General features: G+C 63.8%; 21 protein-coding genes. 12 read left to right on the top strand and 9 right to left on the bottom strand.

Going from position 1 to position 21124, the window contains the following annotated elements; genetic code table 11:
- The first annotated feature begins 98 nt into the window (after positions 1–98).
- The 3 genes from ABD742_RS24135 to ABD742_RS24125 are packed head-to-tail and all read left to right on the top strand — an operon-like array spanning position 99 to position 2975.
- Positions 99–1568, top strand: a complete 1470-nt coding sequence (locus ABD742_RS24135; RefSeq protein WP_234754506.1) for a ferredoxin reductase family protein — start codon at positions 99–101, stop codon at positions 1566–1568.
- Positions 1565–2125 (top strand): FMN-binding protein, encoded by a 561-nt coding sequence (locus ABD742_RS24130; protein WP_234754505.1) that lies wholly within the window; start codon positions 1565–1567, stop codon positions 2123–2125. The genes ABD742_RS24135 and ABD742_RS24130 overlap by 4 nt, the downstream gene beginning before the upstream one ends.
- Positions 2109–2975, top strand: coding sequence for an FAD:protein FMN transferase (locus ABD742_RS24125; RefSeq protein WP_308193904.1), 867 nt, complete (start codon positions 2109–2111; stop codon positions 2973–2975). The genes ABD742_RS24130 and ABD742_RS24125 overlap by 17 nt, the downstream gene beginning before the upstream one ends.
- Here the strand turns inward: ABD742_RS24125 and ABD742_RS24120 are convergent.
- Positions 2972–3733 (bottom strand): SGNH/GDSL hydrolase family protein, encoded by a 762-nt coding sequence (locus tag ABD742_RS24120; RefSeq protein ID WP_234754503.1) that lies wholly within the window; start codon positions 3731–3733, stop codon positions 2972–2974. The genes ABD742_RS24125 and ABD742_RS24120 overlap by 4 nt on opposite strands.
- Before the next feature lie 99 nt (positions 3734–3832).
- On the bottom strand, positions 3833–4312 hold the full coding sequence (locus ABD742_RS24115) for a MarR family winged helix-turn-helix transcriptional regulator (RefSeq protein ID WP_234754501.1): 480 nt from the start codon (positions 4310–4312) through the stop codon (positions 3833–3835).
- Positions 4313–4433: 121 nt separating this feature from the next.
- Between ABD742_RS24115 and ABD742_RS24110 the strand changes: the two genes are divergently transcribed.
- Together ABD742_RS24110 and ABD742_RS24105 are read left to right on the top strand one after the other, a co-directional pair.
- A complete protein-coding gene (locus ABD742_RS24110; protein WP_234754499.1) occupies positions 4434–5066 on the top strand; it encodes an NADPH-dependent F420 reductase in 633 nt (210 codons plus the stop codon).
- Positions 5067–5124: 58 nt separating this feature from the next.
- Positions 5125–5409 (top strand): YciI family protein, encoded by a 285-nt coding sequence (locus ABD742_RS24105; protein WP_234754497.1) that lies wholly within the window; start codon positions 5125–5127, stop codon positions 5407–5409.
- Between the two features lie 21 nt (positions 5410–5430).
- On the opposite strand, the gene ABD742_RS24100 is transcribed toward ABD742_RS24105, so the two are convergent.
- Both ABD742_RS24100 and ABD742_RS24095 read right to left on the bottom strand, forming a co-directional pair.
- Entirely contained in the window at positions 5431–6291 is an 861-nt protein-coding gene (locus tag ABD742_RS24100; RefSeq protein WP_234754495.1) for an SGNH/GDSL hydrolase family protein, read from the bottom strand.
- A 2-nt stretch (positions 6292–6293) separates the two neighbouring features.
- Positions 6294–7190 carry an SGNH/GDSL hydrolase family protein gene (locus tag ABD742_RS24095; protein ID WP_234754493.1) on the bottom strand — a complete coding sequence of 299 codons (897 nt, stop codon included), beginning with the start codon at positions 7188–7190 and terminating at the stop codon, positions 6294–6296.
- Between the two features lie 523 nt (positions 7191–7713).
- Here ABD742_RS24095 and ABD742_RS24090 point away from each other — a divergent pair.
- Positions 7714–8208 (top strand): FBP domain-containing protein, encoded by a 495-nt coding sequence (locus ABD742_RS24090; RefSeq protein WP_234754491.1) that lies wholly within the window; start codon positions 7714–7716, stop codon positions 8206–8208.
- A gap of 82 nt (positions 8209–8290) precedes the next feature.
- Here ABD742_RS24090 and ABD742_RS24085 read toward each other — a convergent pair whose 3' ends face one another.
- From ABD742_RS24085 to ABD742_RS24075, 3 genes are read right to left on the bottom strand one after another with little or no spacing between them, the layout of a single operon-like run.
- Complete coding sequence (locus ABD742_RS24085; protein ID WP_234754489.1) at positions 8291–11755, bottom strand: ATP-binding protein; 3465 nt, start codon at positions 11753–11755, stop codon at positions 8291–8293.
- Entirely contained in the window at positions 11752–12720 is a 969-nt protein-coding gene (locus ABD742_RS24080) for a DUF4194 domain-containing protein (RefSeq protein ID WP_234754486.1), read from the bottom strand. The genes ABD742_RS24085 and ABD742_RS24080 overlap by 4 nt, the downstream gene beginning before the upstream one ends.
- The gene (locus tag ABD742_RS24075; RefSeq protein ID WP_234754484.1) at positions 12713–14170 is read right to left on the bottom strand and encodes a DUF3375 family protein; all 1458 of its coding nucleotides are present in this window, start codon (positions 14168–14170) and stop codon (positions 12713–12715) included. Before ABD742_RS24075 ends, ABD742_RS24080 begins: the two co-directional genes overlap by 8 nt.
- A 245-nt stretch (positions 14171–14415) precedes the next feature.
- Here ABD742_RS24075 and ABD742_RS24070 point away from each other — a divergent pair, with 245 nt between their 5' ends.
- Entirely contained in the window at positions 14416–14718 is a 303-nt protein-coding gene (locus ABD742_RS24070; RefSeq protein ID WP_234754482.1) for a hypothetical protein, read from the top strand.
- A 64-nt stretch (positions 14719–14782) separates the two neighbouring features.
- Positions 14783–16735, top strand: coding sequence for an acyl-CoA dehydrogenase family protein (locus ABD742_RS24065; RefSeq protein WP_344789272.1), 1953 nt, complete (start codon positions 14783–14785; stop codon positions 16733–16735).
- Positions 16736–16768: 33 nt separating this feature from the next.
- On the opposite strand, the gene ABD742_RS24060 is transcribed toward ABD742_RS24065, so the two are convergent.
- The gene (locus ABD742_RS24060) at positions 16769–17173 is read right to left on the bottom strand and encodes a YchJ family protein (RefSeq protein ID WP_234754480.1); all 405 of its coding nucleotides are present in this window, start codon (positions 17171–17173) and stop codon (positions 16769–16771) included.
- A gap of 192 nt (positions 17174–17365) precedes the next feature.
- Between ABD742_RS24060 and ABD742_RS24055 the strand changes: the two genes are divergently transcribed.
- Complete coding sequence (locus ABD742_RS24055; RefSeq protein ID WP_234754478.1) at positions 17366–18130, top strand: hypothetical protein; 765 nt, start codon at positions 17366–17368, stop codon at positions 18128–18130.
- 9 nt (positions 18131–18139) lie between these two features.
- Here ABD742_RS24055 and ABD742_RS24050 read toward each other — a convergent pair whose 3' ends face one another.
- Positions 18140–18631 carry a flavin reductase family protein gene (locus ABD742_RS24050; RefSeq protein ID WP_234754477.1) on the bottom strand — a complete coding sequence of 164 codons (492 nt, stop codon included), beginning with the start codon at positions 18629–18631 and terminating at the stop codon, positions 18140–18142.
- Between the two features lie 245 nt (positions 18632–18876).
- Between ABD742_RS24050 and ABD742_RS24045 the strand changes: the two genes are divergently transcribed.
- The 3 genes from ABD742_RS24045 to ABD742_RS24035 all read left to right on the top strand — a co-directional run bounded on the left by ABD742_RS24045 (position 18877) and on the right by ABD742_RS24035 (position 21119).
- Positions 18877–19911 carry an aldo/keto reductase gene (locus tag ABD742_RS24045; protein WP_234754475.1) on the top strand — a complete coding sequence of 345 codons (1035 nt, stop codon included), beginning with the start codon at positions 18877–18879 and terminating at the stop codon, positions 19909–19911.
- Between the two features lie 54 nt (positions 19912–19965).
- On the top strand, positions 19966–20361 hold the full coding sequence (locus tag ABD742_RS24040) for an RNA-binding S4 domain-containing protein (RefSeq protein ID WP_234754473.1): 396 nt from the start codon (positions 19966–19968) through the stop codon (positions 20359–20361).
- 140 nt (positions 20362–20501) lie between these two features.
- Entirely contained in the window at positions 20502–21119 is a 618-nt protein-coding gene (locus ABD742_RS24035; protein ID WP_059388685.1) for a uracil-DNA glycosylase family protein, read from the top strand.
- Positions 21120–21124 lie beyond the last annotated feature (5 nt).

The following is a 21124-nucleotide window of genomic DNA, read 5'->3' as shown; positions in this document are numbered from 1 at the left end:
AAGACCAATCGGGTGTATAAGAACCAACTCGCCCAACTCATAAGAGGGGGCTAGGCCCTTCACAGGAGAACGAAAGGTTGAGAGTTCAATCTTGAGACATGAAGTCACAACTCCTCGCCTCCCCAGGCCAACGTGTGGGTACGTCCCCGGGTCAGCCTCCAGTGCCCGCGCGGCGCAATCCCACCAGGGGAAGGTTCGCTGCGCAGCACCGCCGACGCATGTTCCGGACGGACATGCTCACGGTTGCGCTGTGGGCTTCCCTCGCAGCGGCGTTGGCTTTGTGGCTCGCCGACGGCGGGATGTCGTCCGTCGGGAACCTCACCCAGGCGGTCACCGCCGTCGGGATCCTGGCCGGGCTTGCCGGCATGGATCTGGTCTTCCTGATGCTTCTCCTCGCGGCACGCCTGCCGTTCGTGGACGGAGCGGTCGGGCATGACAGGGCGTTGGAGTTCCACCGGAAGCTAGGCAAACCGGCGCTCTACCTGTTGCTGGCACACGGACTTCTCCTGGCAACCGGCTACGGCATGGCCGAAGGACTGAACCCCGTGAGCGAGGCCGTCGCACTCTGGACCCTGGTACCCGATATGTGGCTGGCGTTCGTATCCATGGCTCTGTTCATTGCCGTGGTGGTCACCTCGCTTGTGGCTGTTCGGCACCGCTTTCCCTACGAATTCTGGTACTTCGTCCACCTGCTCACGTATTTGGCCGTAGCAGTAGCCCTTCCGCACCAGTTCAGTGTGGGCGGCTTGTTCGCCGAAGGCACTTGGCAGCGCTGGTACTGGCTGTTGCTCTACATCGGAACAGGCTCGGCGCTGGCTTGGTTCCGTATTGCCCGGCCGGTGATAGCCACCTACCGCCATCAGCTGACCGTGCGGCGGGTGGTGCCCCTTGTGCCCGGCGTCTTCAGCATCGAAATGAGCGGCCTGCGGTTGAACGAATTGTCGGGAAACGGCGGCCGGTTCTTCGTGTGGCGCTTCCTCGCTCCCGGCATGTGGTGGCAAGCGCATCCGTTCAGCCTGTCGGCGGAACCACAGGTCGGGAAATCATCGCGGCAGCCCACCTTGCGGATCACCGTCCGGAATCTGGGGGCCGGATCGGCCCGCCTCGCCTCCCTCAAACCGGGAACGAAAGTAGCCATCGAAGGTCCGTACGGGGTCTTCAGCACAGCAGCCCGAAGCCGGGAACACGTCGTGATGATCGGGGCTGGAATCGGGATCACCCCCCTCCGTGCGCTCCTGGAATCGACGCCGTTCGCGCCCGGCCAGGCGACCGTGCTGTTGCGCTGCAGCAGCACGGAAGAGCTGTTCCTAGGCGACGAGATCCTGGAATTGTGCCGGAAGCGGGGCGCCACGCTCTTCCATCTGACCGGCCCACGCTCCGCGAATACTCAAAGCGCCTGGCTGCCCGCTTCTGCCGGCACCTCGCGGCTGCGGGACTTCGTACCGGACATCACCGACGCGGATGTCTACATCTGCGGCCCGTCAGCTTGGGCCCGCCTAGTGCTGGCTGAGGCAAAAGCGTCCGGCGTGCGGGAGGAACAACTCCACTACGAAAGGTTTGACTGGTGAGACTCAGGGCAGGAATTTCAGCAGCGCTAGCGTCGGCGGCCATCCTCCTGGTCGGTTGGCAGGCGGGCGCGCAGGTGACGGAATCGAACGCATCGGCGGTCACGACCTCCGCAGCCGGAAACACAGCCGGAACCGCCGGCGGGACGGCCTCAGGTACGGGCTCGACGGCGAAGGGAACCACCGGGAGCAGCGCTTCCGGATCGTCCTCGGGAACCGGAGCCGGCTCGAGTTCCAGCACGGGCTCCAGTTCCAGTTCCACCCTGGGAGCTTCGGCCAAGGCGGGCGGCACCTACGCAGGAACCGCAGTGGAGACCCGCTTCGGAACAGTGCAGGTCCAGGTGACCATCAAGGCCGGAGTGATCACGGATGTCACAGCCCTGCATCTGACTGACCAAGAGCAACGATCCGTCCAGATCAGCGCCAGGGCAGCACCCCTTCTACGATCCGAGGTGCTGAGCGCCCAGTCGGCGAACGTGCAGACCATCGGCGGGGCCACCTTTACCAGCGAGGCCTATTTGACATCGCTCCAGGCGGCTCTCGATGCAGCCCATTTCTAAGCCCAACGGGCCCGGACAGGGCAGTGCGGAGCCCCGCCTTCGTTCCCGGACGTTCACCAGCATGGGCACTGTGGTGAGCCTCGCCATCCCAGCTGCTCCAGGGACCGCTCCCCAAGCTGCGGTGGAAGAACTCGAGGCGGCCACCGCCGTCGTCGAGCAGTTGTTCAACAGGCTGGACCGGACGTTCAGTCTCTACCGTCCCGACTCGGAGGCGATCGCGATGGCGCGGGGCGAGCTGACCCTGATGAATGCCTCGGCGGACATGCGCCGGCTGTATGTCGAGGCGGCAGAATGGCGCACCCTCACGGAAGGTGCGTTCACGGCGGAGCGGCCCGACGGTGTCGTGGACTTGGCGGGGATCGTCAAGGCACATGCCATACGGGAAGCCGGAACGTCACTGCTCGCGCTGGGCTTGAAGGATTGGTGCCTCAATGCGGGCGGGGACGTCCTCGTGGACGGTTCGCCGACGCCGGGCGGTACGCGGCCGTGGCTGGCGGGGATCGTTGATCCGGAGGACCGGACGACGCTCCTGACCGCGTTTCCGCTGGTCGGGCACAGCTTTGGCAACAGGGGAAAGCACGCGCTGGCGACCTCCGGGACCGGCGAACGCGGCCACCACATTTGGTCTGCGGGCCTCCCAGCCGCCCGGGATGAAGGGTTCCGCCAGGTTTCGGTGGCAGCGGCCGACATCATCACGGCTGATGTCCTGGCCACCGCCATCATGGCCGGCGGCGCCCGGACCCTCGAGCTGGCGACCTCCCACTGGGATGTGGACGTACTCGCTGTGAAGAACGACGGCGGACTGCTCGCCACGCAGGGCTTCCGGAACCTCGCTCCTCGGAACAGTTAGGGCCGGGTGAGCTGGGGGTACTTCGGGCTGAGGTTGTCACCTGAAGACTTGCCCGTAACGCGGCGGACGACCCACGGGGCGGCGTGTTCACGGGCCCAACGCGCGTTGGCCCACAAAGCTTCCACCCGCGCAAGCTGCGGTTGTGTGACGGGCGGCGGGACCTCAAGGGAACCTTCGTGCTCCAGGACGGCCAGGACCCGGTTGGCCATGTTGATATGACCAGCAGTGGACATGTGCATCCGGTCCTGCGCCCACATGTGCCAGTCGTGGTATTCGCTGAAGCGCCAATAGTCCACCAGCAGCGCACCGTGGTTTTCGGCGATTTCCCGCAACAATTCGTTGTAGATCGCGGTGCGTCCGCGCATGGTCCCGAAAACCTTGGAGCTGCGGGCGTCGAAACCCGTAAAGAGAAGCAACGTGGCTCCGGTGGCGCTTAGTTTCTCAATGCCGGCTTCGTATTCCGCCATGAGCCTGTCGATATCGACTTTGGGGCGGAAGATGTCATTCGCTCCCGCGTACAGGGTTACCAGCGTCGGTTGAAGCGCGACGGCGGCATCGACCTGCTCTGCCATGACTTGACGGAGCTTCTTGCCGCGGATGGCCAGATTGGCGTAACCGAAGTTGTCGTTGCTTTGAGCCAGTTGATGGGCAACGAGATCCGCCCATCCCCTCACTCCGTTGGGGCGCGAGGGGTCGGCGTCGCCAAGTCCTTCGGTGAACGAGTCACCCAATGCCACATACCGGGCAGAAAAATCCATGGCGTCAGTCTTTCATCAGTGCGGGGCGGCCGTCACGCGCGGCGCCGACTACGCAGCGGCACGGCTGTCGCCGCGGCCGTGCTCGTAGCCGGCCGCGGCTTAGCGTTCGCGCAGGATCCAGTGATCGTCGTCCAACCGGGCCACGATCTTCTCGCCGATCCGCGCGAGGTCCGCAACGTCGTCGTCGGTCATGGCGTCCAACATCAAGGCGCGAACGGCATCCACATGCCCCGGGGCGAGGGACACGATGGTGTCCATGCCGGCCTCCGTCAGGTGCGCCACAGTGACACGGGCATCGCCCGGATGGGCCTCGCGCTCCACCCAGCCGCGTCTCTGCAGCTTGGTGACGACGTGCGACAGCCTCGACAAGGAAGCGCTGGTGCGGGCGGCAAGCTCACTCATCGGCAGGAACCGCCCCTCCGCTTCGGACAACATGGCGAGCACGTTGTAGTCGAACAGCGACAATTTGCCGGCCGCTTGCAGTTGGGTGTCCAGAGCTGCTGGCAGCAGTGTGTTGATACTGAGGAGGGCCAGCCAGGCACGGCGTTCGTCGGCGTTGAGCCAGCGCGGTTCGGTCATGGGTTCATCTTAGAAGGAAATCAATGCTTGACACTTCAACTTAAGGTCATTATTATTTTAGTTGAAGCTTCAAGTAAATGAATGTGAATCAAACATGAGCACTCAAGCAAAGGAAACAACAATGACTGACATCACCATCATCGGCACCGGCAACATGGCGTCCGGCATTGCGGCCCGCGCGGCCGTGGCAGGCAAGAGCATCCAGGTCCTCAGCCGCGACGCAGGCTCCGCAGCTGCGCTTGCGGCGACGGTCAACGGAACCTCAGGCATCACGGGATCCCCGGTGGAAGGCAGCGTCGTGGTGCTGGCCACTCCGTTCGAAGCCTCCAAAACAGTCCTTTCTTCCTATGGCTCAGCGCTCAACGGCAAGACGATCGTGGACATCTCCAACCCCGTGAACTTCGAGACCTTCGATTCCCTCACCGTCCCCGCCGGAACCTCGGCAGCCGAAGAACTCCAGGCCCTGGTCCCGGGCGCGTCGGTGGTCAAGGCGTTCAACACCGTCTTCGCAGCCACTCTCGGTGACGGCGAAGTGGACGGCCAGACCCTCGACGTGCTGGTGGCGGGCGACGATGCCGAGGCGACTGCCGCCGTCGTCGACTTCGTCAAAGGCGCCGGGCTGCGCCCGGTGAACGTCGGGCCGCTGCGCCGCTCGCGTGAGCTCGAAGCCTTCCAACTGCTCGTCATGACCCTGCAGATCAGCGAAGCCCACCCCGACTACAACTGGAACTCCGCAATCAAGCTCCTGCCGTAACGCTTGCGGTTTCGGAGGGCGGCCCGTTGGCCGTCCTCCGCGTTGTAGGCTGGGCGGCATGTTCGTCGTTTCGCTGACATACAAAGTTCCCGACGAGATCGTCGATTTCCACCGCCCTGCACACATGGATTGGGTCAAAGAAGCGTTCGACGCCGGCACTTTCGTTGCGTCCGGACGTCGCGTTCCAGCCATCGGGGGCGTGCTGTTGTCCAACGTCGATCGTGCAACACTGGACGCTTCCCTGGCCACGGATCCGTTCTACGTCAACGGAGTGGCCGACTTCGAGATCATCGAATTCACGGTCACCACGGCATCCACGGGTTTCGAAAACCTGCTGGACTAGCCTCATTGCGGGTCCTGGGCGTCACGCAGAGCACATTTTTGGCGCCTCGCCTCGGCGAGAACCCCGGAAATTCGGCTGCTGCGATGCCCGTCCATCCCAAAAAGTTGTCAGGCGTGACGCTGGCAAGACCACCGGCCAGCGTGCGCTCAAGTGATCGCCGCTCGAAACTCCCCTGAAACGACGCGAAAGCCAGGGTGCCACATCGCGCCTGAGCCACGCGGCGTTGTCGGCCATGATCTCGGCGCGGCTCCGCGGTTGCAGGGCTCCAAGCACCGGTGAGCCCAGCGAGTGCGCGGCGCCCAACACCTCCAAGACCTTCTTCGCCATGTATTCGTGTCCGATGCCGGACATGTGCAGCCGGTCCGGAGCCCACATCCGGCGGTCCTGGTACTTTTCGAAGCACCAATGGTCCACCAGAAGTGTTCCGTAGGCTGCGGAAATGCGGCGGATGTGCTTGTTGAAAACGGCCGTGCGCAGCTTGAGCGGCTCCAACACCGGCGAGAGCGGCACGTTGTACTCAGTGAACAGCAGGACTTGGGCACCAGTTTGCACGATCCGGGCAACGGCGTCCTCGAATCCACGGACCAGTGTGCGCATGTCCAGTCGTGCGCCGAGGAGATCGTTGCCTCCGGCGTGGAAACTGACCAGAGTGGGAGCCATCGCGAGCGCCGGCTCAAGTTGTCCAACCACGATCTGCCTGAGCCGACGGCCGCGGAGGGCCAGATTGGCGTACTGCGTCCGCGGCCGATGCCTGGCCAGTTCCTCGGCCACACGGTCGGCCCAGCCGCGGCAATCGTTGGGAAGGCGAAGGTCGGTGTCGCCGACGCCTTCGGTGAAGGAATCTCCGACCGCGACGAATCGCAGCGGTGTATGCATGCCCATGGTCATGTCCCCCCGTTGTTTTGAGCTTGTCCTTGTGCCTTGCTTCCAGTACCGGCGGCGCCCGACCCCGCGGCTTGGCGTTCCGCGAGTTTTCGCAGCCCGGCTTTCCGCGGCACCTTCACGAGCTCCGGCCATCGGGGGCGCAGGCTGTCCCCGAGCGTGACGCCGCGAAGCTTCCGGCCGAACAAAGGCAGGACCCAGTCGTTCACCCAGCGGCGCTGGCGACGTTCCCAGTCGCGCAGCTTGAACCGCTGCGGCGGTTCCCAGTCCTTGGGCGAGAACTTGTGCGGTACGCCGAGGTGATCCAGGACCTGCGACGCCATGTATTTGTGTCCGGCTTTGGACATATGGAGGCGGTCCGAGGCCCACATCCGGCGGTCGTGGTAGGCGTCTAGACACCAATAGTCCACGAGCACGGCCCCGTATTTCGCGGCCAGTTCGCGGACGCGTTCGTTGTAAAGGGCGTTCCGCTTCTTGAAGGGTTCCAGCACGGCCGAGACCTTGACGTCATACCCCGTGAACAAGACCAACGTAGCTCCCGTGGCTGCGAGGCGGGCCACGAGCCTTTCGTACTCGGCCATGAGGAGGTCCATGTCCGTGCCGAAATCCAGGATGTCGTTTCCGCCGGCGTAGAGGGTGATGAGCGTGGGTTCCATGGCCAGGGCCCGGTCCAATTGTTCCTCGACGATATGGCGGAGCCGTTTGCTCCGCACGGCAAGATTGGCATACTCCCAGCCAGGTTCGGCCTTGGCCAGTTTCTCGGCGACGCGGTCGGCCCAGCCCCGGACGCCGTTCGGTAGGGCCTCGTTCCGGTCCCCCACGCCCTCGGTGAAGGAATCGCCCAAGGCAACAAACCGCCGTCGTCCGTTCTGGTCAGCATGAAGCACGTTCCCAGCCACCACGCCAGCCTAGCCCCACCCGGTTGCCCGCCGGCAAAGCCCAGGTTAATTCGACGCCCGCTCACTTATGGGGCATTTTGGCCAAACGCCCGCTCACATATGGTGCCTTTCGGCCAAACGCCCGCTCAGATGATCTGAACGGGCGTTCCGACTTTTAGCGAGCTTCGAGCTTCGGTGCTGCAGGGACTTCAACGCACGGGATTTTTGGACAGCGAGGACGCCGTTTGCAAAGATGACAGAGCCGGTTGATTCAACGAACCGCGCCAGGGCCGCGAAAGCGGCGAAGATCGAGAGGATGAGCATGCGCACTGCACACGTTGGCGCTGCCATGGTTGGCGAGGTGGCCGTGTTGGCCTACTTTGCATCCCCCTCTGCGTCGGCCATCCCGCTCGGCGGCCAGGGGAACTAACCCCACCACCGCCCCGCACGGGAAGCACACGAAGGGTTCCTTTGCTGTGCCCCTGATCGCCGGACGCCAGCGTCCTTCCTCTTCGGAGCCCAAACGATCTGAAAGAACTTCGCCGTGCAGAAAATCACCGCTCAACAAATCCGTTCCTCATTCATCAATGCGAGCCGCTCGGAGGCCTCCAAACTCAACCTCCCGAAGGACTTCCATTCCCTCGACTGGGACAAGCTCGAATTCCTAGGCTGGCGCGACGAAAAGATGCCGATGCGAGGCTACCTCGTCCTCCCGAACGATGGTTCGCTCACTGGCATCATGCTGCGTGCGCCCGAGGGAGGCTCCGGCAAGAAGCGCTCGGTCCTTTGCGAGCTGTGCCGCGACGTGTTTTCCAAGGACGATGTCTATCTTTGGGTTGCCAAGCGCGCAGGCCAATCGGGTCGCGACGGCAACACCGTGGGGACGTTGATCTGCGCAGAATTCGGCTGCTGCGCCAACGTCCGCAAGGAGCCCCCGGCGAATGAGATCAATCCGGACCCGGCCGCCGTCGTCGTTCGCCAAATCGCCGGACTGCAGTCCCGGACCGCCCAGTTCCTGGGGCGGGTCCAAGGAAAGTAGCCGCCCGCGGCGGCAAACGCCCGCTCACTTTTAGTGAGCGGGCGTCCGCCGAAAGTGCCACATAAGTGAGCGAGCGTCGGGGCTAGCGGAGCACGATGTCCACGGGGTTGGCTTCGGAACGCCATTCGCCAGGCACGCCCGGGGCGCCGATGACTGGAGCCGTGAGCACGCCGGAGCGGTTGGTCCGTTTGTCGCGCAGGATTTCCGTGACCGAACCAAGGTGCCTGGAGAGGTCGATGACGTTTTCGGGCGCGGCCAGCAACAACTGGAAGCCAAACTCGTGCAGGGCCTTGATGCCTGCACCGGCGAACTCCTCCGAGGCCAGGACGAACGCCTCGTCCATCATCACCGTTCCGTAGGTCGTGAACCCCTGCTCGGCGATACCCAACTGGTAGCTCAGGGCCGCTGCCATGATGAACGCCGTGAATCGCTGCCGCTCGCCGCCGGACATCGAGCCGGTGTCAGCGTGCATGTACACCTCGGTCTTCTTGCCACCCCTCGGGCCTTGGACGGAACGGTGCTCCTTGCACAGGATGAACAGATGTCCGCGGACATCCAGCACCTCGGCTCGCCACCGCCGGTCCTCGGGGGTCTGCGAACCGAGCCGCTTGACCAGGGTTTCGAGCGACTTGTAGCGGTTGGTGAGTTCGACGTCGTCGTCCGGCTCGGGCGAGGCCCCGGCACCCGAAGCTGCGCCAGCCGCGCGGGAAGGCCTCGAGTGACGCGTCTTCAACGCGTTGTGGATCGCGTCCTTGAACTGCTTCGCGGTGGCGGGCAGCGTCTGCTTGATGTCGAGTTCCAGGAAACTGCCCTCATGGAAATTGACCTCGGACAGGATGCCGTTGAGAGGCAGGATGCGGCTCGTGATGGCTCGGCGTTCCTCGTCGAGCAGGTGGAGCAGCGTGCTGAACGATTCGTGCGTGCGCTGGTTGAAGAACTGCCGGAATTCGGCTTCCTGGGCGGGCAACCCTTCGCTGACGATCTGGTGATAGCGGGACTCGAACTCCCCCGCGGCGCCGATGGAGGTGCCGTGGTCAGCGGAAATGGCGGTACCCCATTCGCGCACGAACCCTTCGAACATGCGCGTCAGCCGCTCGGCCAACGCCTGCCCGCGCGACTCGGTGGCGTGCAATTCCGCGAGGAGCGTGCTCCGGACTTCGGCAGCCAGGGTGTCGAGTTCGTGGAGCTCGCTCACCTCGCCGGATGCGCTGAAGTACGGTTCGAGGGCAGTGACAGTAGCGCCCGACGGCGGCGCCTGGTCAAGGCGGTTGCGCGCAGCATCCAGGAGGGCGTCAGCCGTGGTCATCTGGTGGTCGAGCGTCTTGTACTCGCTCTGTAACACCGCCGCCGACCCTGTGGAGGACTGGTGCTTTTCGCGCACGGCCTCGATGTTTGCGCGCAAAGGTTCCAAGTCGGCCTGCGCTGCCAAGGCATCCTTGAGCCGCTGTTCGATCTTCGCGAGCTCCTCGGCCGCCACCGCTGCAGAGACCTGTTCCCAGCCACGTTCGTCGTCGGCAATGCGGCGCAATGCTTCGAGCTGGCGCGTCATGCCTTGGTGCGAATCCTCGCGGCTTTGGGCGAGTTCGGCGGCCTTCAGAAGCTCGTTTTCGAGCTCGCCCACCTTCGCGGCCACGAGCTCCAGCTTGGAAGCATTGTCGAAACCGAGAACGTAGTCCTGCCGGCTCGTGAAGCGGTCGTCCTTCTCGACCGTGTGCCTGTTGCGCTTGACCACTCCGCCCAGGCTCAGGCCCTTGTCCAGCTTGGCGAGCTCGTCGAGGTCTTCCACGCACGGGTAGGCGAAATCGACGGCGATCCGCTCGCGGATCCACTCAGCCGCGTCGGCGTTCACCCCCAGCGTGAGGATGTTCAGCTTCGTCAGCAGATCGCCGTCAGACACGTCCTCCACAGCCAAAGCCCCACCCGCAAGCGGTTTGGAGACATCCACTGCCCGCAGCGCGCCGCGCACCGTGTTGTCGTTCAGGTAGCGCGTGACGGCGGCAAAGTGCTCGCCCGGAACCAACAGCGTCGTGGCGAGATTCCGCAGGGCACGCTCGGCCGCGGGCCGCCACTGTTCCTCCCCCTCGGCGAGGTCAATCAGCTCCCCTCCAAAGGGCATGCGGTCCTCGGGTACGCCCGTGGCTGCGGTGATCGCGGCGCGGTTTTCAATGCTCGACGGCGGCAGGAGCGACTTGCGCGTCTTCAGCGAGACCAGCTCCTGCTGGGCTGCGGCGAGCTCACGTTTCTTGGTGGCGTGGCCGTCGAACGCTTCGAACCGGAGTTCCCTCAGCGCTTCGGAATCGTCCTTGAGTTCGGCGGAGCGGCTCGCGGCCTGCTCGTGGGCCTGCTCCCAACCCTCAGCCGTCCACTCAAGGTCGAGTCCGGCGTCGGCCAATGCTTGGCGGGCCGCTTCCTCGACCTGCAGGCGGAGCTTGAGACCGACCCGGGCATTTTCGAGCGACTGCTCGATCGCCGAAATCGCATTGCCGCCCTGGTTGTTGTAATCCGATTCGAGCTGGCGAAGCTCCTTCGCGAGCCCATCCCGGACGCCTCGCTCAGCGCTGAGCTCCTTGGCTTTCGCCTGGGCAAGGTCCTTGAAACGGGCCAAGGTCTTGGCATGGACCGCAACCGAGAGCTGCTGCTTGTAGGCGTCGAATTCCTCGCCGCTAAGCTCCCGGAGCCGGTTGGCCTCCAGCAGCGACTGGGCATACTCCTTGTTCATCCCCGGAACGGGAGCGAGCTGATCGCGCTGCTGGCGGACGTCCTCCAGCCGCTGCCTGATGGACATGAGGTTACTGAATTCCTCGACGACGTCGTCGGCGGCAGTGAGCGTCGCGGGCGCGTCGAGCACCTGGTCGCGGAAGAACGTGTTGACGCTGCCGCCGAGTCCCTTACCGGCCTGGATAACACGCAAAAGCGGGAGTGCCTGGTCCGAGTTGATGCCGAGAAGCCGACGAAAACGCTCCGCAAAGGCCTTGTGGACATCGAAGATCTGGGCGTCCGGGAAGATGGTCTCCAGCGCGCCCTTGGTGAAGCGCTTCTCCGCGATGCCCTCGATCGCTCCGAGATTCAAGGGCTTGTTGTCAATCACGTAGAACCGGCCGACGCTGGACTCCGTGCCGTTCTTAGGCAGGTCAAAAAGGGCCGAGATAGTGATCTTGGTGCCGGCCGCGTTGTCGAACGTCAGCGCGACGGCGGACCATGTGGCACCGGGGCGCTGGAAGGCACTCGCCGACCCCTCGCCCACGGCCTTGTCGCCCACTTTTCCACGCATGTACGTGAACGTGGTCCTCTTGTCCTCCACAGCCCCGCCAGCCCGCTGTGCCGCAGCCTCGTTGGAGCGCGGACGGGCATCGAAGACGCGCAGCATGGCATCGAACAACGTCGACTTGCCGACGCCCGAATTGCCTGTAAGCAGCGTGCCGTTGCGGTCCACGTGCATCGTGTGGGCGCCATGGAACGTGCCCCAATTGACCACCTGGACCAAGGCAAGGCGCATCTGGCCCGGGTTCGTGAGTTCGCCGATCGGAAGCATGGTTGCGATGGTCACTTGGCTGCCTCCATTGTTTCGCTCTCGGTTGAGTCAGCTGTGGTTGCCTTTGCCTCCGCGGTGGATGCGTCACCATTTGTGTCGTCCACATCGGAGTCAGCGTCGTCGTTGGAGTTGGGGTCGTCGTCCGGTTCTGTTAGTTCGATGAGGGGTTCCGTGCCTGATTCGTCGGCTGCTACTGCGATCAGTGCTTCGATTTGGGCTGGGATGTCGCCGATGTTTTCGAAGGGGAGGGCTAGGGGGAGCGCTCTGGAGATCGCGAAGGTGTCTTCGATGCCCGTGGCCAGGAGGAGCTGGCGGGCAAGGAGCTTCGTGACTGTGCGGTTCACGACGTCGGTGTCGCGGAGGGCGTCTTGTTGGCCGGATGGCTGGTAGTGCGCCACGAGTTCGGCGATTTCTTCGCGAGTGATCACTGGGTCGGTCTGGGCCGTGACGTGGCGGTCGAGGAGGAGCCTCAAGCGCAGAAGCACGATGGTTTCCACCCGGCTCAACGCGCGTTGCTGGCGAAGGATGCTCGAGCGGGCGCTACCTCCAACGGCTTCTGGATCAACGGGTCGGAGCACCGCGATCTTGCGTTCGTGGTCCAGTTGCAGGTTCAGGAAAAGCTCCGAAAGCCGGCTGCGGAGAATCACTTGGTTGTCCAGAAGGGTGGTCCAGAGCTTTTCGTCGCGGTCGCCGTCGACATATGGGCCCTTGAGCAGCCGCACAAGGGCCTGACGGACCTTCATGGGCAGGACGCCGGTGTCGCCCGGGAATAGCGCCGCGCCGTCGACGAACGTGTCGCGGGGCGTGACTCGGAACGGATCCTGATGGACATGTCCATCCTCCGCCGCCGATGACGCCGCCGATTCCGCCGTCCAGGAATGCGCATGTCCATCCTGCGAAGCCTCGGACTGGACATGCTGCGTTATGTCCACTCCTTGCTCCGAAGAGGGGGCATGCTCGGTGGGGTGGGCGTCAGTCATCGGAATCCTTAGTCAGCGTCACGAGCGGCAGGTACGCGGTGCGTGTGCTGCCATCGATTTGTTCGAAGTCGATGTTTTCCCAGGCGGCCCGGTCGAACGCCGCGCCACCGTGCAGCGCTTCGGACAGGAGTGCCCGGACAGTGTTGATGTGCCGTTCTTCCTCCGGGAGGTTCGCCCAGGCCCCCGCCAGCGTGGAGGCGCCCGCCATTGCCGAGCGGACGACGTCGGGCCTTGCCTTCGCGGAGCGCAGCGAACGCACGCGGTCCGAATCGCTGAAGGCGATAGGGTCGGCGAGCTTTGGAGGAGCCGCGAACTCATCCGGATCGAAGAGCTTGACCATGGCGAGTGATTCGAATCCCGCATTGAACAACACCGGGCCGCGGACCAGGCCGGGACGGTCGCGTTCGTAGGGCATGGAGCGGATAGCCTGTTCGGCTTCGCGCAGGACCTGCCGGAGCCGGACGGACTGGCGGATGTCGTCGCTCTGGATGTAGTTGTTGAGACTTTCGGACAGCCGGCCGTAGATGCGCTGGATCTGGCTGTGCTGGGTACGCAATTCCGCCACGAGGTTCTTCAGGGTTTCCCGGTCCTCATGGCTGAGGTCGTCCGCGAATTGGCGGCTCAGCACATCACCGATCGCCGAACGGAAACGCAACTGTTGCTGCGGGTCCTCAAGGAACGCCGTGAAGGAACGGAACGTGCGGCCTTCTGGGCTCTGGCGCAGGCGTTTGTCCGCCTCAAGGACCTGTGCCATGGTGGCGCCCTTGCTGAGGGATTCCTCGATGATCTGGTTGCGGAGCTCGCCTACCAGTTCTTCGATGCGGTCGCGCATCTTCTTGTAGTCGGCAGGCAGGCTCGCCGCAAGGTCCAGGATGTTCCCGGCTGCCTCGACGGCTTCCTCATCGTCCAAGAGACCGTCGAAGTCGCCCGAGCTGATGTCCTCGATCAGCTGCTGGCGCTCCTGGATCTCCTCTTCAAGGGATTCCAAACGGGCGCTTTGATCCGGGTTCGTCTCGTTGGCGAGCTTTTCGACGTCGCCCAGCAACGTTCCGAGCCGGGAACCGTTGAGGGTGGAGCGTTCGCTGGAAAGGCTGTCCAGGAAAGCCAGGACGCGCGCGGCGGCCTCAGTGATTTCGTAGACGATCTGGCCGGACTGGCTGCGTCGGGTCAGGAACTGCTTGCGGGTCCATTCGTCGGCAAATGCCTTGCCGCTCCCCTGGCCGCCCAGCCCGGGATCCTGCCTGCGGAGCTGCTCAAGGAAAGCGTCGACGTCGGCATGGAACTCTTCGAGCGGAAGCTGCGGCCTTGTCCGGGTGAAGGATGCCTGGAGCACCGCGATAACCCAGGGAGCCGAGCGCGTGAGGGCCCACGCGGGGCCTTTGGTCAGGAGTTCGAGGTCTCTGAGCCGTGCACTGATGGCGTCGGCTGAGGACATTGCTGAGCGGGACACTTACTCTCCTTCAGCTGCCGCGGAACCTTCTGGCAGCGGAAATCCCGAAAACTGCCCCGTACAAGGTTAACGCAGGGTGCGCCGCAACCCTTCCGTGATCTACCTGCCGGTATGGTTTCGATCGCGTATCAACAGGGGCGACGCCGGTGTTGTTGCTGGCTGAACCATTGATGCCGCCCCTAGTGTCGACACCAACGACGTCGACACACCGACGTCGGCTTTGGCAGCGTTGCGGAGGGGACCCAATGCAGTTCGACTTGACGACCTTAGACAGCAGCACTTATGTCTTCGCGGGAACACTAATCCTTGGCCTGGTCCTGGCAGCCTTCATCGCGGTGGCGGCCATGGCCGCCCTTGCGTTGCTCGGAGCCGGGAGCCTTGCCTGGTACACCGTGAAGAACGTGCTGGGCGGGCTGGTCCACGGCATCAATTTTGCGTGGGACCAGCTGGTCCACCAGGCCGGAAAAGTGGAGCTGCCGGTGGAATTCCCATCGCAAACCGCCCCTAGCACAGGTACCTACCCGCGGGTAGCATTGAGGGACAGCTGAAGGGTCCCCCACCCGAGGCGGATCCTGGGCTCGAACCGGCACAACCGGCAAGAGGAGTCCTCCCATGACCTCCGCCACTGATAACAAGAGCAGCGGCGTCACGGCCGCAGAAGCCCGCGCCGTCGCCGAGGCCGCCCGCGACACCGAATGGAACCGCCCGAGTTTCGCCAAGGGACTGTATTTGGGAGACTTCGATCTGGGGCTGATCCATCCGTGGCCCCAGGCAAGAGCCGAAGACGTCGAGCGCGGCGAAGAGTTCATGGCGAAGCTGACGGAGTTCTGCGGCACCATGTCCGGCCGAGCCATCGAACGCGATGCCAAGATCCCGGACGAATACCTCGCAGGCCTCACCGAATTAGGCGTTTTCGGCATGAAGATTCCGCGCGAGTACGGCGGTTTGGGCCTGTCGCTGGTCTATTACGGCAGGGCGTTGGCACTATTGGGGTCAGTCCACCCGAGCCTTGGCGCGCTGCTTTCGGCCCACCAGTCCATCGGCGTCCCCGAGCCGGTCAAAGTCTTCGGCACCCCCGAACAAAAGCAGGAGTACTTGCCGCGTTGCGCGGCCGGCGCCATCACGGCCTTCCTGCTGACAGAGCCCGACGTCGGCAGCGACCCCGCCCGGATGGGCAGCACCGCAGTGCCAAGCGACGACGGCGAGTCTTACCTTTTGGACGGCGTCAAACTTTGGACCACCAACGGCGTGATCGCCGAACTGGTAGTGGTCATGGCGGTTGTTCCTGCCCGCACCGCCCCCGACGGCAGGGCACTCAAGGGCGGAATCACGGCGTTCGTCGTGGAAATGGACTCCCCCGGCATCACCGTGGAGAACCGCAACGCCTTCATGGGTCTGCGCGGCATCGAGAACGGCGTGACGCGGTTCCACCAAGTCCGCGTACCGGCAGCCAACCGGCTGGGCCGCGAAGGCCAGGGACTCAAGATCGCGCTCACCACGCTCAACACGGGCCGGCTGTCCATCCCCGGGCTGTGCGTGGCGGCGGGCAAGTGGTCATTGAAGATCGCCCGCGAATGGTCCAACGCCCGCACCCAATGGGGCCGGCCGGTCGGAAAACATGAGGCCGTCGGCAAGAAGATCGCCTTCATCGCCGCCACCACTTTTGCCCTTGAAGCTGTTTTTGAACTGTCTGCCGAGATGGCCGATGCCGGCCAGAAAGATGTGCGGATCGAGGCTGCGCTGGCCAAGCTTTGGTCCACTGAACTCAGCTACACGGTGGCTGATGAGTTGGTGCAGATCCGAGGTGGCCGTGGCTTTGAGACGGCGGATTCCTTGGAGGCCCGCGGGGAGCGCGCAGTGGCCGCCGAGCAGTTGCTGAGGGACATGCGCATCAACCGGATCTTCGAAGGCTCGTCCGAGATCATGCGCCTGCTCATCGCCCGGGAAGCCGTCGATGCCCACCTTTCTGCCGCGGGCGAGCTCGCCTCCGCGGACGCAACCCTGCAGGAGAAGGCGCGTGCCGCCGTCGGCGCCTCAGGTTTCTACGCCAAATGGCTCCCTAAGCTTGTGGCCGGCGCCGGCATGGACCCCCGGTCCTACGGTGAGTTCGGGCGCCTCGCGAAGCAACTGAGGTATGTGGAGCGGGCTTCACGCCGGCTCGCCCGGCAGACGTTCTACGGGATGGGCCGCTGGCAGGCAAGGCTTGAATACAAACAAGCGTTCCTCGGCAGGATCGTGGATATCGGGGCCGAGTTGTTTGCCATGGCAGCGTGCTGCTCGCGGGCCGAGATGCTGCTTCAGACCGCACCGGAGCAAGGCGGTGCGGCGTACGAACTCGCCGAGGCCTACTGCGAGCAGGCCAGGATTCGCGTGGACGGATACTTCGATCAGTTGTGGCGGAACACCGACGACGTCGATCATGAGTTGTCATCGAACGTCCTCGCGGGGGACTACGCCTGGCTTGAGGCCGGAATCCTTGACCAATCCGAAGGAACGGGTCCGTGGATCGCCGACGCCACCCCGGGCGCGTCGTCAAAGGAGAACCTGCACCGGAAGTACCGCTGAGGCCCACTGCAGATCGAAACAGCGAGGACAGGGCTAGCCGACGTCACCGTCGAGGTAGTACCAGCGCCGGTCGACTCGCAGGAAGCGGCTGTTTTCGCGCTGGACTCCGCGTTCGCCCTCGGAACGGTAGTGTGCCGCGAACTCGACCGTCCCTTCGGCGTCCAAGGGGCCGCCTCGGTGCGTCGCCAGGATGTCCAGCCGGCGCCATTCAATGTCCGGGTCCAGGTCCAGCGCGGCAGGCCTGGTGTCAGGGTGCCACGTGCGCAGAAGATAATCGCCGTCAAGAACCACAAAGGCCGAGTAGCGCGAACGCATGAGCTGTTCCGCCGTGGGCGCGTCGGCGTCTCCGCGGTGGAAGCGCCCACAGCACTCGGTGTACTGCTCTCCGGACAAACAAGGGCAAGCGCCTATGCGGAGGCGGGCCGGATCGAGTGGCATTGAAGCCCTATCTGGAAGAGAAGGTGAGAGCTAGGCAACAAATTCTGTCACAGCAGATAACAGCTTCGAAACAACCTCGGCGAGCCGGAGTTTGGCGGATGATTCATTCACATTTCGCCCTTAGGCTAGATGACATGCCCGCAGACCTTCGGTTGCGGCGCCCACCTCACAACTCTGGCTCGGGGAGGCTACGTGGAGGATCCAACAACACTCGGCCTCAATCTGACCTTTTTTGGAACGCTCGGGCTGGCTTTGCTGATGTTCCTTGGTTTGGCCTTCCTGATGGTTGTCACCTTGGTGCTGGCCGGCGTCGCGAAGCTGGTTTGGATCATCCTGCTCGCGATGGTGGGGATCTTCCCGAAGCGCGATGCTGTACCGGTTGTGCACTTGCCCCCGAGGCCTCGACGTGCTCCCGCCCCGCCGTCGGATTCCGAGGAATCGACGACGGCGGAAGACGGCTTGCCGGGCACGGGGCCATTCGTGCCCGGGAACCAGCGTCCTGGAATCGTTGGGACCACAAGGTTGCTATGGTCGGCGTCGTGGTCTGCCGTCCGGAACTTCCCGTGGAGGTCGCTCGTGAATCCACGGGCCTGGCCTAAACCCGCCGAGGTCAAGGCCGGAATCGCAGCCACGGCCACCGCCGTAGCCACAACCCAGGCCAAGGAACATCCCTTTGTGGTTGCGGTAAAGCAGGATCCTCCGGTCCTGAACAGCCAGTGGGCTGCCGCCGTCGCCGAGGCTGACGCCCGGGCCGCAGCGCGCGAGGCTGAACGGGCGCAGAAAGCGTCAGGCGATGAAGAAGCGCCTGCTTCTGACAAGGAACCCACCGAAGGGAACGCCGCGGAGTCGCCCGGGACTGCCGCGCCGGTCCGCGAACACCGGGGAGACCCCCATGGCGGCAAGCCTGTATCGTCCGGCCGTGTGACGGCCTCTGCCGGGGCCCGCCCCCGGGCATAGCGTCCAAGTTCAGGCAACCAGTTGCCTGAACCCGGCACCGTGGTAGATGAGGGGCTCGGCGTCGTGGTTGATCTCCACGGACTTCACTTCGAGGACGACGATCGCGTGGTCGCCTGCGGGCGTTTCGGACACCACTTCGCATTCAAGCACGAGCGCCGCGCCGTCGATCGACACCGCACCTGCGTCGCTCGTTGAGGTCGCAAGGCCGGCGAATCGGTCCTGCGTCCGCGAGGAGAGCTGCAGGCACACGGCTTCCTGGCCTTGGGCCAAGATGGAAACACCCAGACGAGGGGCGCGCCGGAGCTTGGGCCACGTCGTGGACGAATTCTGCACAGCAAACATGACCAGCGGGGGTTCGAGCGAGACTCCCACCGTGAAGCTCGATGCCACCAAGGCCTCCGGCGCGAAGCCGACCATGGCACTGAAGGCCGCCACGCCTGAGGGAAATTGCGCGAACGCCTGCTTGACCGACGCGGCTCCATCCACCGTTACCTGGGTCATGGCCGGTTCCTTTCTCTGTAGTTTCGTGTCTGCCTTTCTACTAATTCACTGGACGCCGATAACGGCAATATTTGTGTATTCGCGTGTCGATTCAAGTCAATTCTTAATTCGTCATGCGCTGTTTTCATTACCCCGCAATACGAAAAGCGAAGAATTTGTACGCTTTTCGAGTACCTCGGCCACGACATGTGTAGCGTCGTGTCAATCCATTGCACAGCCTTGATTCTTCACGGAGGAAGCCGGAGATGAGCCTCAGCGAGCTTCGAACCCTGGGACGCACAGGCGCCCTGATCAGCCCCCTTACCCTGGGAACCCTTAACCTTGGGACGGGCTCGGCGCCCACCGGCGCCGAAGAAAGCATCCGCATTGTCCATGCGGCCCTCGACGCCGGCATCACGAGCGTCGATACCGCAGACATCTATTCGCAGGGCGAGGCAGAGGCTATTGTGGGCCGGGCCCTCCATGGCAGGCGGGATGACGTTTTCCTTTCCACCAAGTTCCACGGACAAATGGGGCCGAATCCCGCCCACGCTGGGAATTCCCGGCGCTGGATCATGAAGGCCGTGGAAGGGAGCCTGCACCGCTTGCAGACGGACAGGATCGACCTTTACCAGGCACACCGTCCCGACTACAACACGGACGTCCTGGAAACCATCACGGCCCTCAACGACCTCATCCGGCAGGGCAAGATCCTCTATTACGGAACGTCTGTGTTCACGCCGTCGCAGCTTGTGGAGGCACAGTGGATCGCCACCACGAACCACCTCATACCGCCAGTGGTGGATCAGGTGCCCTATTCCTTGCTGGTCCGCGCGAATGAGCGCGACGTCTTCGCGATCACGCAGCAGTACAACCTTGGCGTGCTCAGTTATGGACCGCTCGACGGCGGCTGGCTCTCCGGGAACTACCGCGTAGGAGTTCCCCAGCCCGCAAGCTCCCGCGCGTCGGCCGTTCCCGGGCGCTTCGACGTCTCGGCACCTTGCAACAGGAACAAACTCCTGGCAGCCGATGCCTTGGCCCGCGTCGCCGAACGGCACGGGCTCACCCTCATCCAGCTTGCTGTCGGTTTCGCCCTGAATCATCCAGCCGTCAGCAGTGTGGTTATCGGTCCACGCACGGAGGACCATCTGGTCGATTACCTCAAGGCCGCGGATGTTGTCCTCAACGAAGCCGTCCTGAATGCCATTGACGACATCGTGGCGCCCGGCACCAACTTCCTGGAGCGGGACGCAGGGACCGTCGTCCCGCACCTTGAATACGCGGAACTTCGACGCCGGTAATCGGCTTTGCGGGGAACGGCCCAGGCCGCGCGCCGACTATACTCGTTCGCAATCATGACTAGCCTTCCGACTTCCGCCCAAACATCGAAAAGCGGCAATGTGCGCATTGACGCCTGGCTCTGGGCCATCCGTGCTTACAAGACCCGTTCCGCAGCCACAACCGCTTGCAGGGCGGGACATGTGCGAATCAACGGGAACCCGGTCAAGGCCTCGCAGTCCGTGATTATCGGCGACACCATCCGTGTACGGCAGCCCGGCTTCGAGCGCATCCTTGAGGTCCGGAGGCTCATTGCAAAAAGGGTAGGGGCTGAAGCAGCATCCCACTGCTTTACCGACCATACTCCGGAGCGCCCCGCCGCACCCGCCCTCGGGCTGCCGCAGCGCGATCGCGGTGCAGGACGGCCTACCAAAAAGGACCGGCGCGATATGCAGAAGCTGAAGGGACAGTAGCCCAAGGACAGTCGGGACGGGAAGCCCGCCGCAAGGCCCGGCGTCGGGCAGTTTTGCCTCTCGGCTCTGCAGGAGCGTGAGCGACGCGTAAAGTGACAAGAGACGCCGATTCTGGACGCCGCGCTGCCGAAGGAGAGAACGTGACCATTGACTGGGACGAAAAAAGGGCCTTGCTACAGGAGCCCAACATTGCTGCGGTGACGCAGCTGTGCGACGAACTGATGGCCAAAAGGCCAGGTTCTACCGTGCCTTACATCGATCCGGTGCATGACGAAGATGAGTGCCGGATCGTCACCCTCCAGACCAGCCCGGGGCGGGCTCCCACCTCGGGTTTCGTATCGCACCTCAACGACGACGACGCCGCCCGACGTGCGCAGCTGATCTATGACTCAGCCGACTTGGACGTCCGCTACGTGATGCCGTGGAACTGCTACCCGTGGGTCCGCGACCCGGAACTGCCGCCGGCACTGAGTGCACAGGAGAAGACCGACGGTCTCCGCCCGTTCCGCCAGTTCCTCAAGATCAACAAGCGCGTTTCCGCCGTCGTTGCTCACGGCGCGGAGGCCGCAGCTTTCCTGGCGCTCTTTGAGAAGACCTACCACTCGCCGCTCCGGCAGCACGGGATCAAGGTCTACAAGGCCAGCGCGCTCGGTGGACGGGCATTTGCCCTGTCCGAGGCGAAGCAACAGGAACTCCTGGCCAAAAACATCGAAACCTACCGGGACGCGATGCAGCGGGCAGGCATCCAGCACCTATAACTAAG

It is taken from the genome of Arthrobacter ramosus, from assembly GCF_039535095.1.
Taxonomy (GTDB): Bacteria; Actinomycetota; Actinomycetes; order Actinomycetales; family Micrococcaceae; genus Arthrobacter; species Arthrobacter ramosus.
This window is presented reverse-complemented; position numbering and strand designations above follow the sequence as displayed.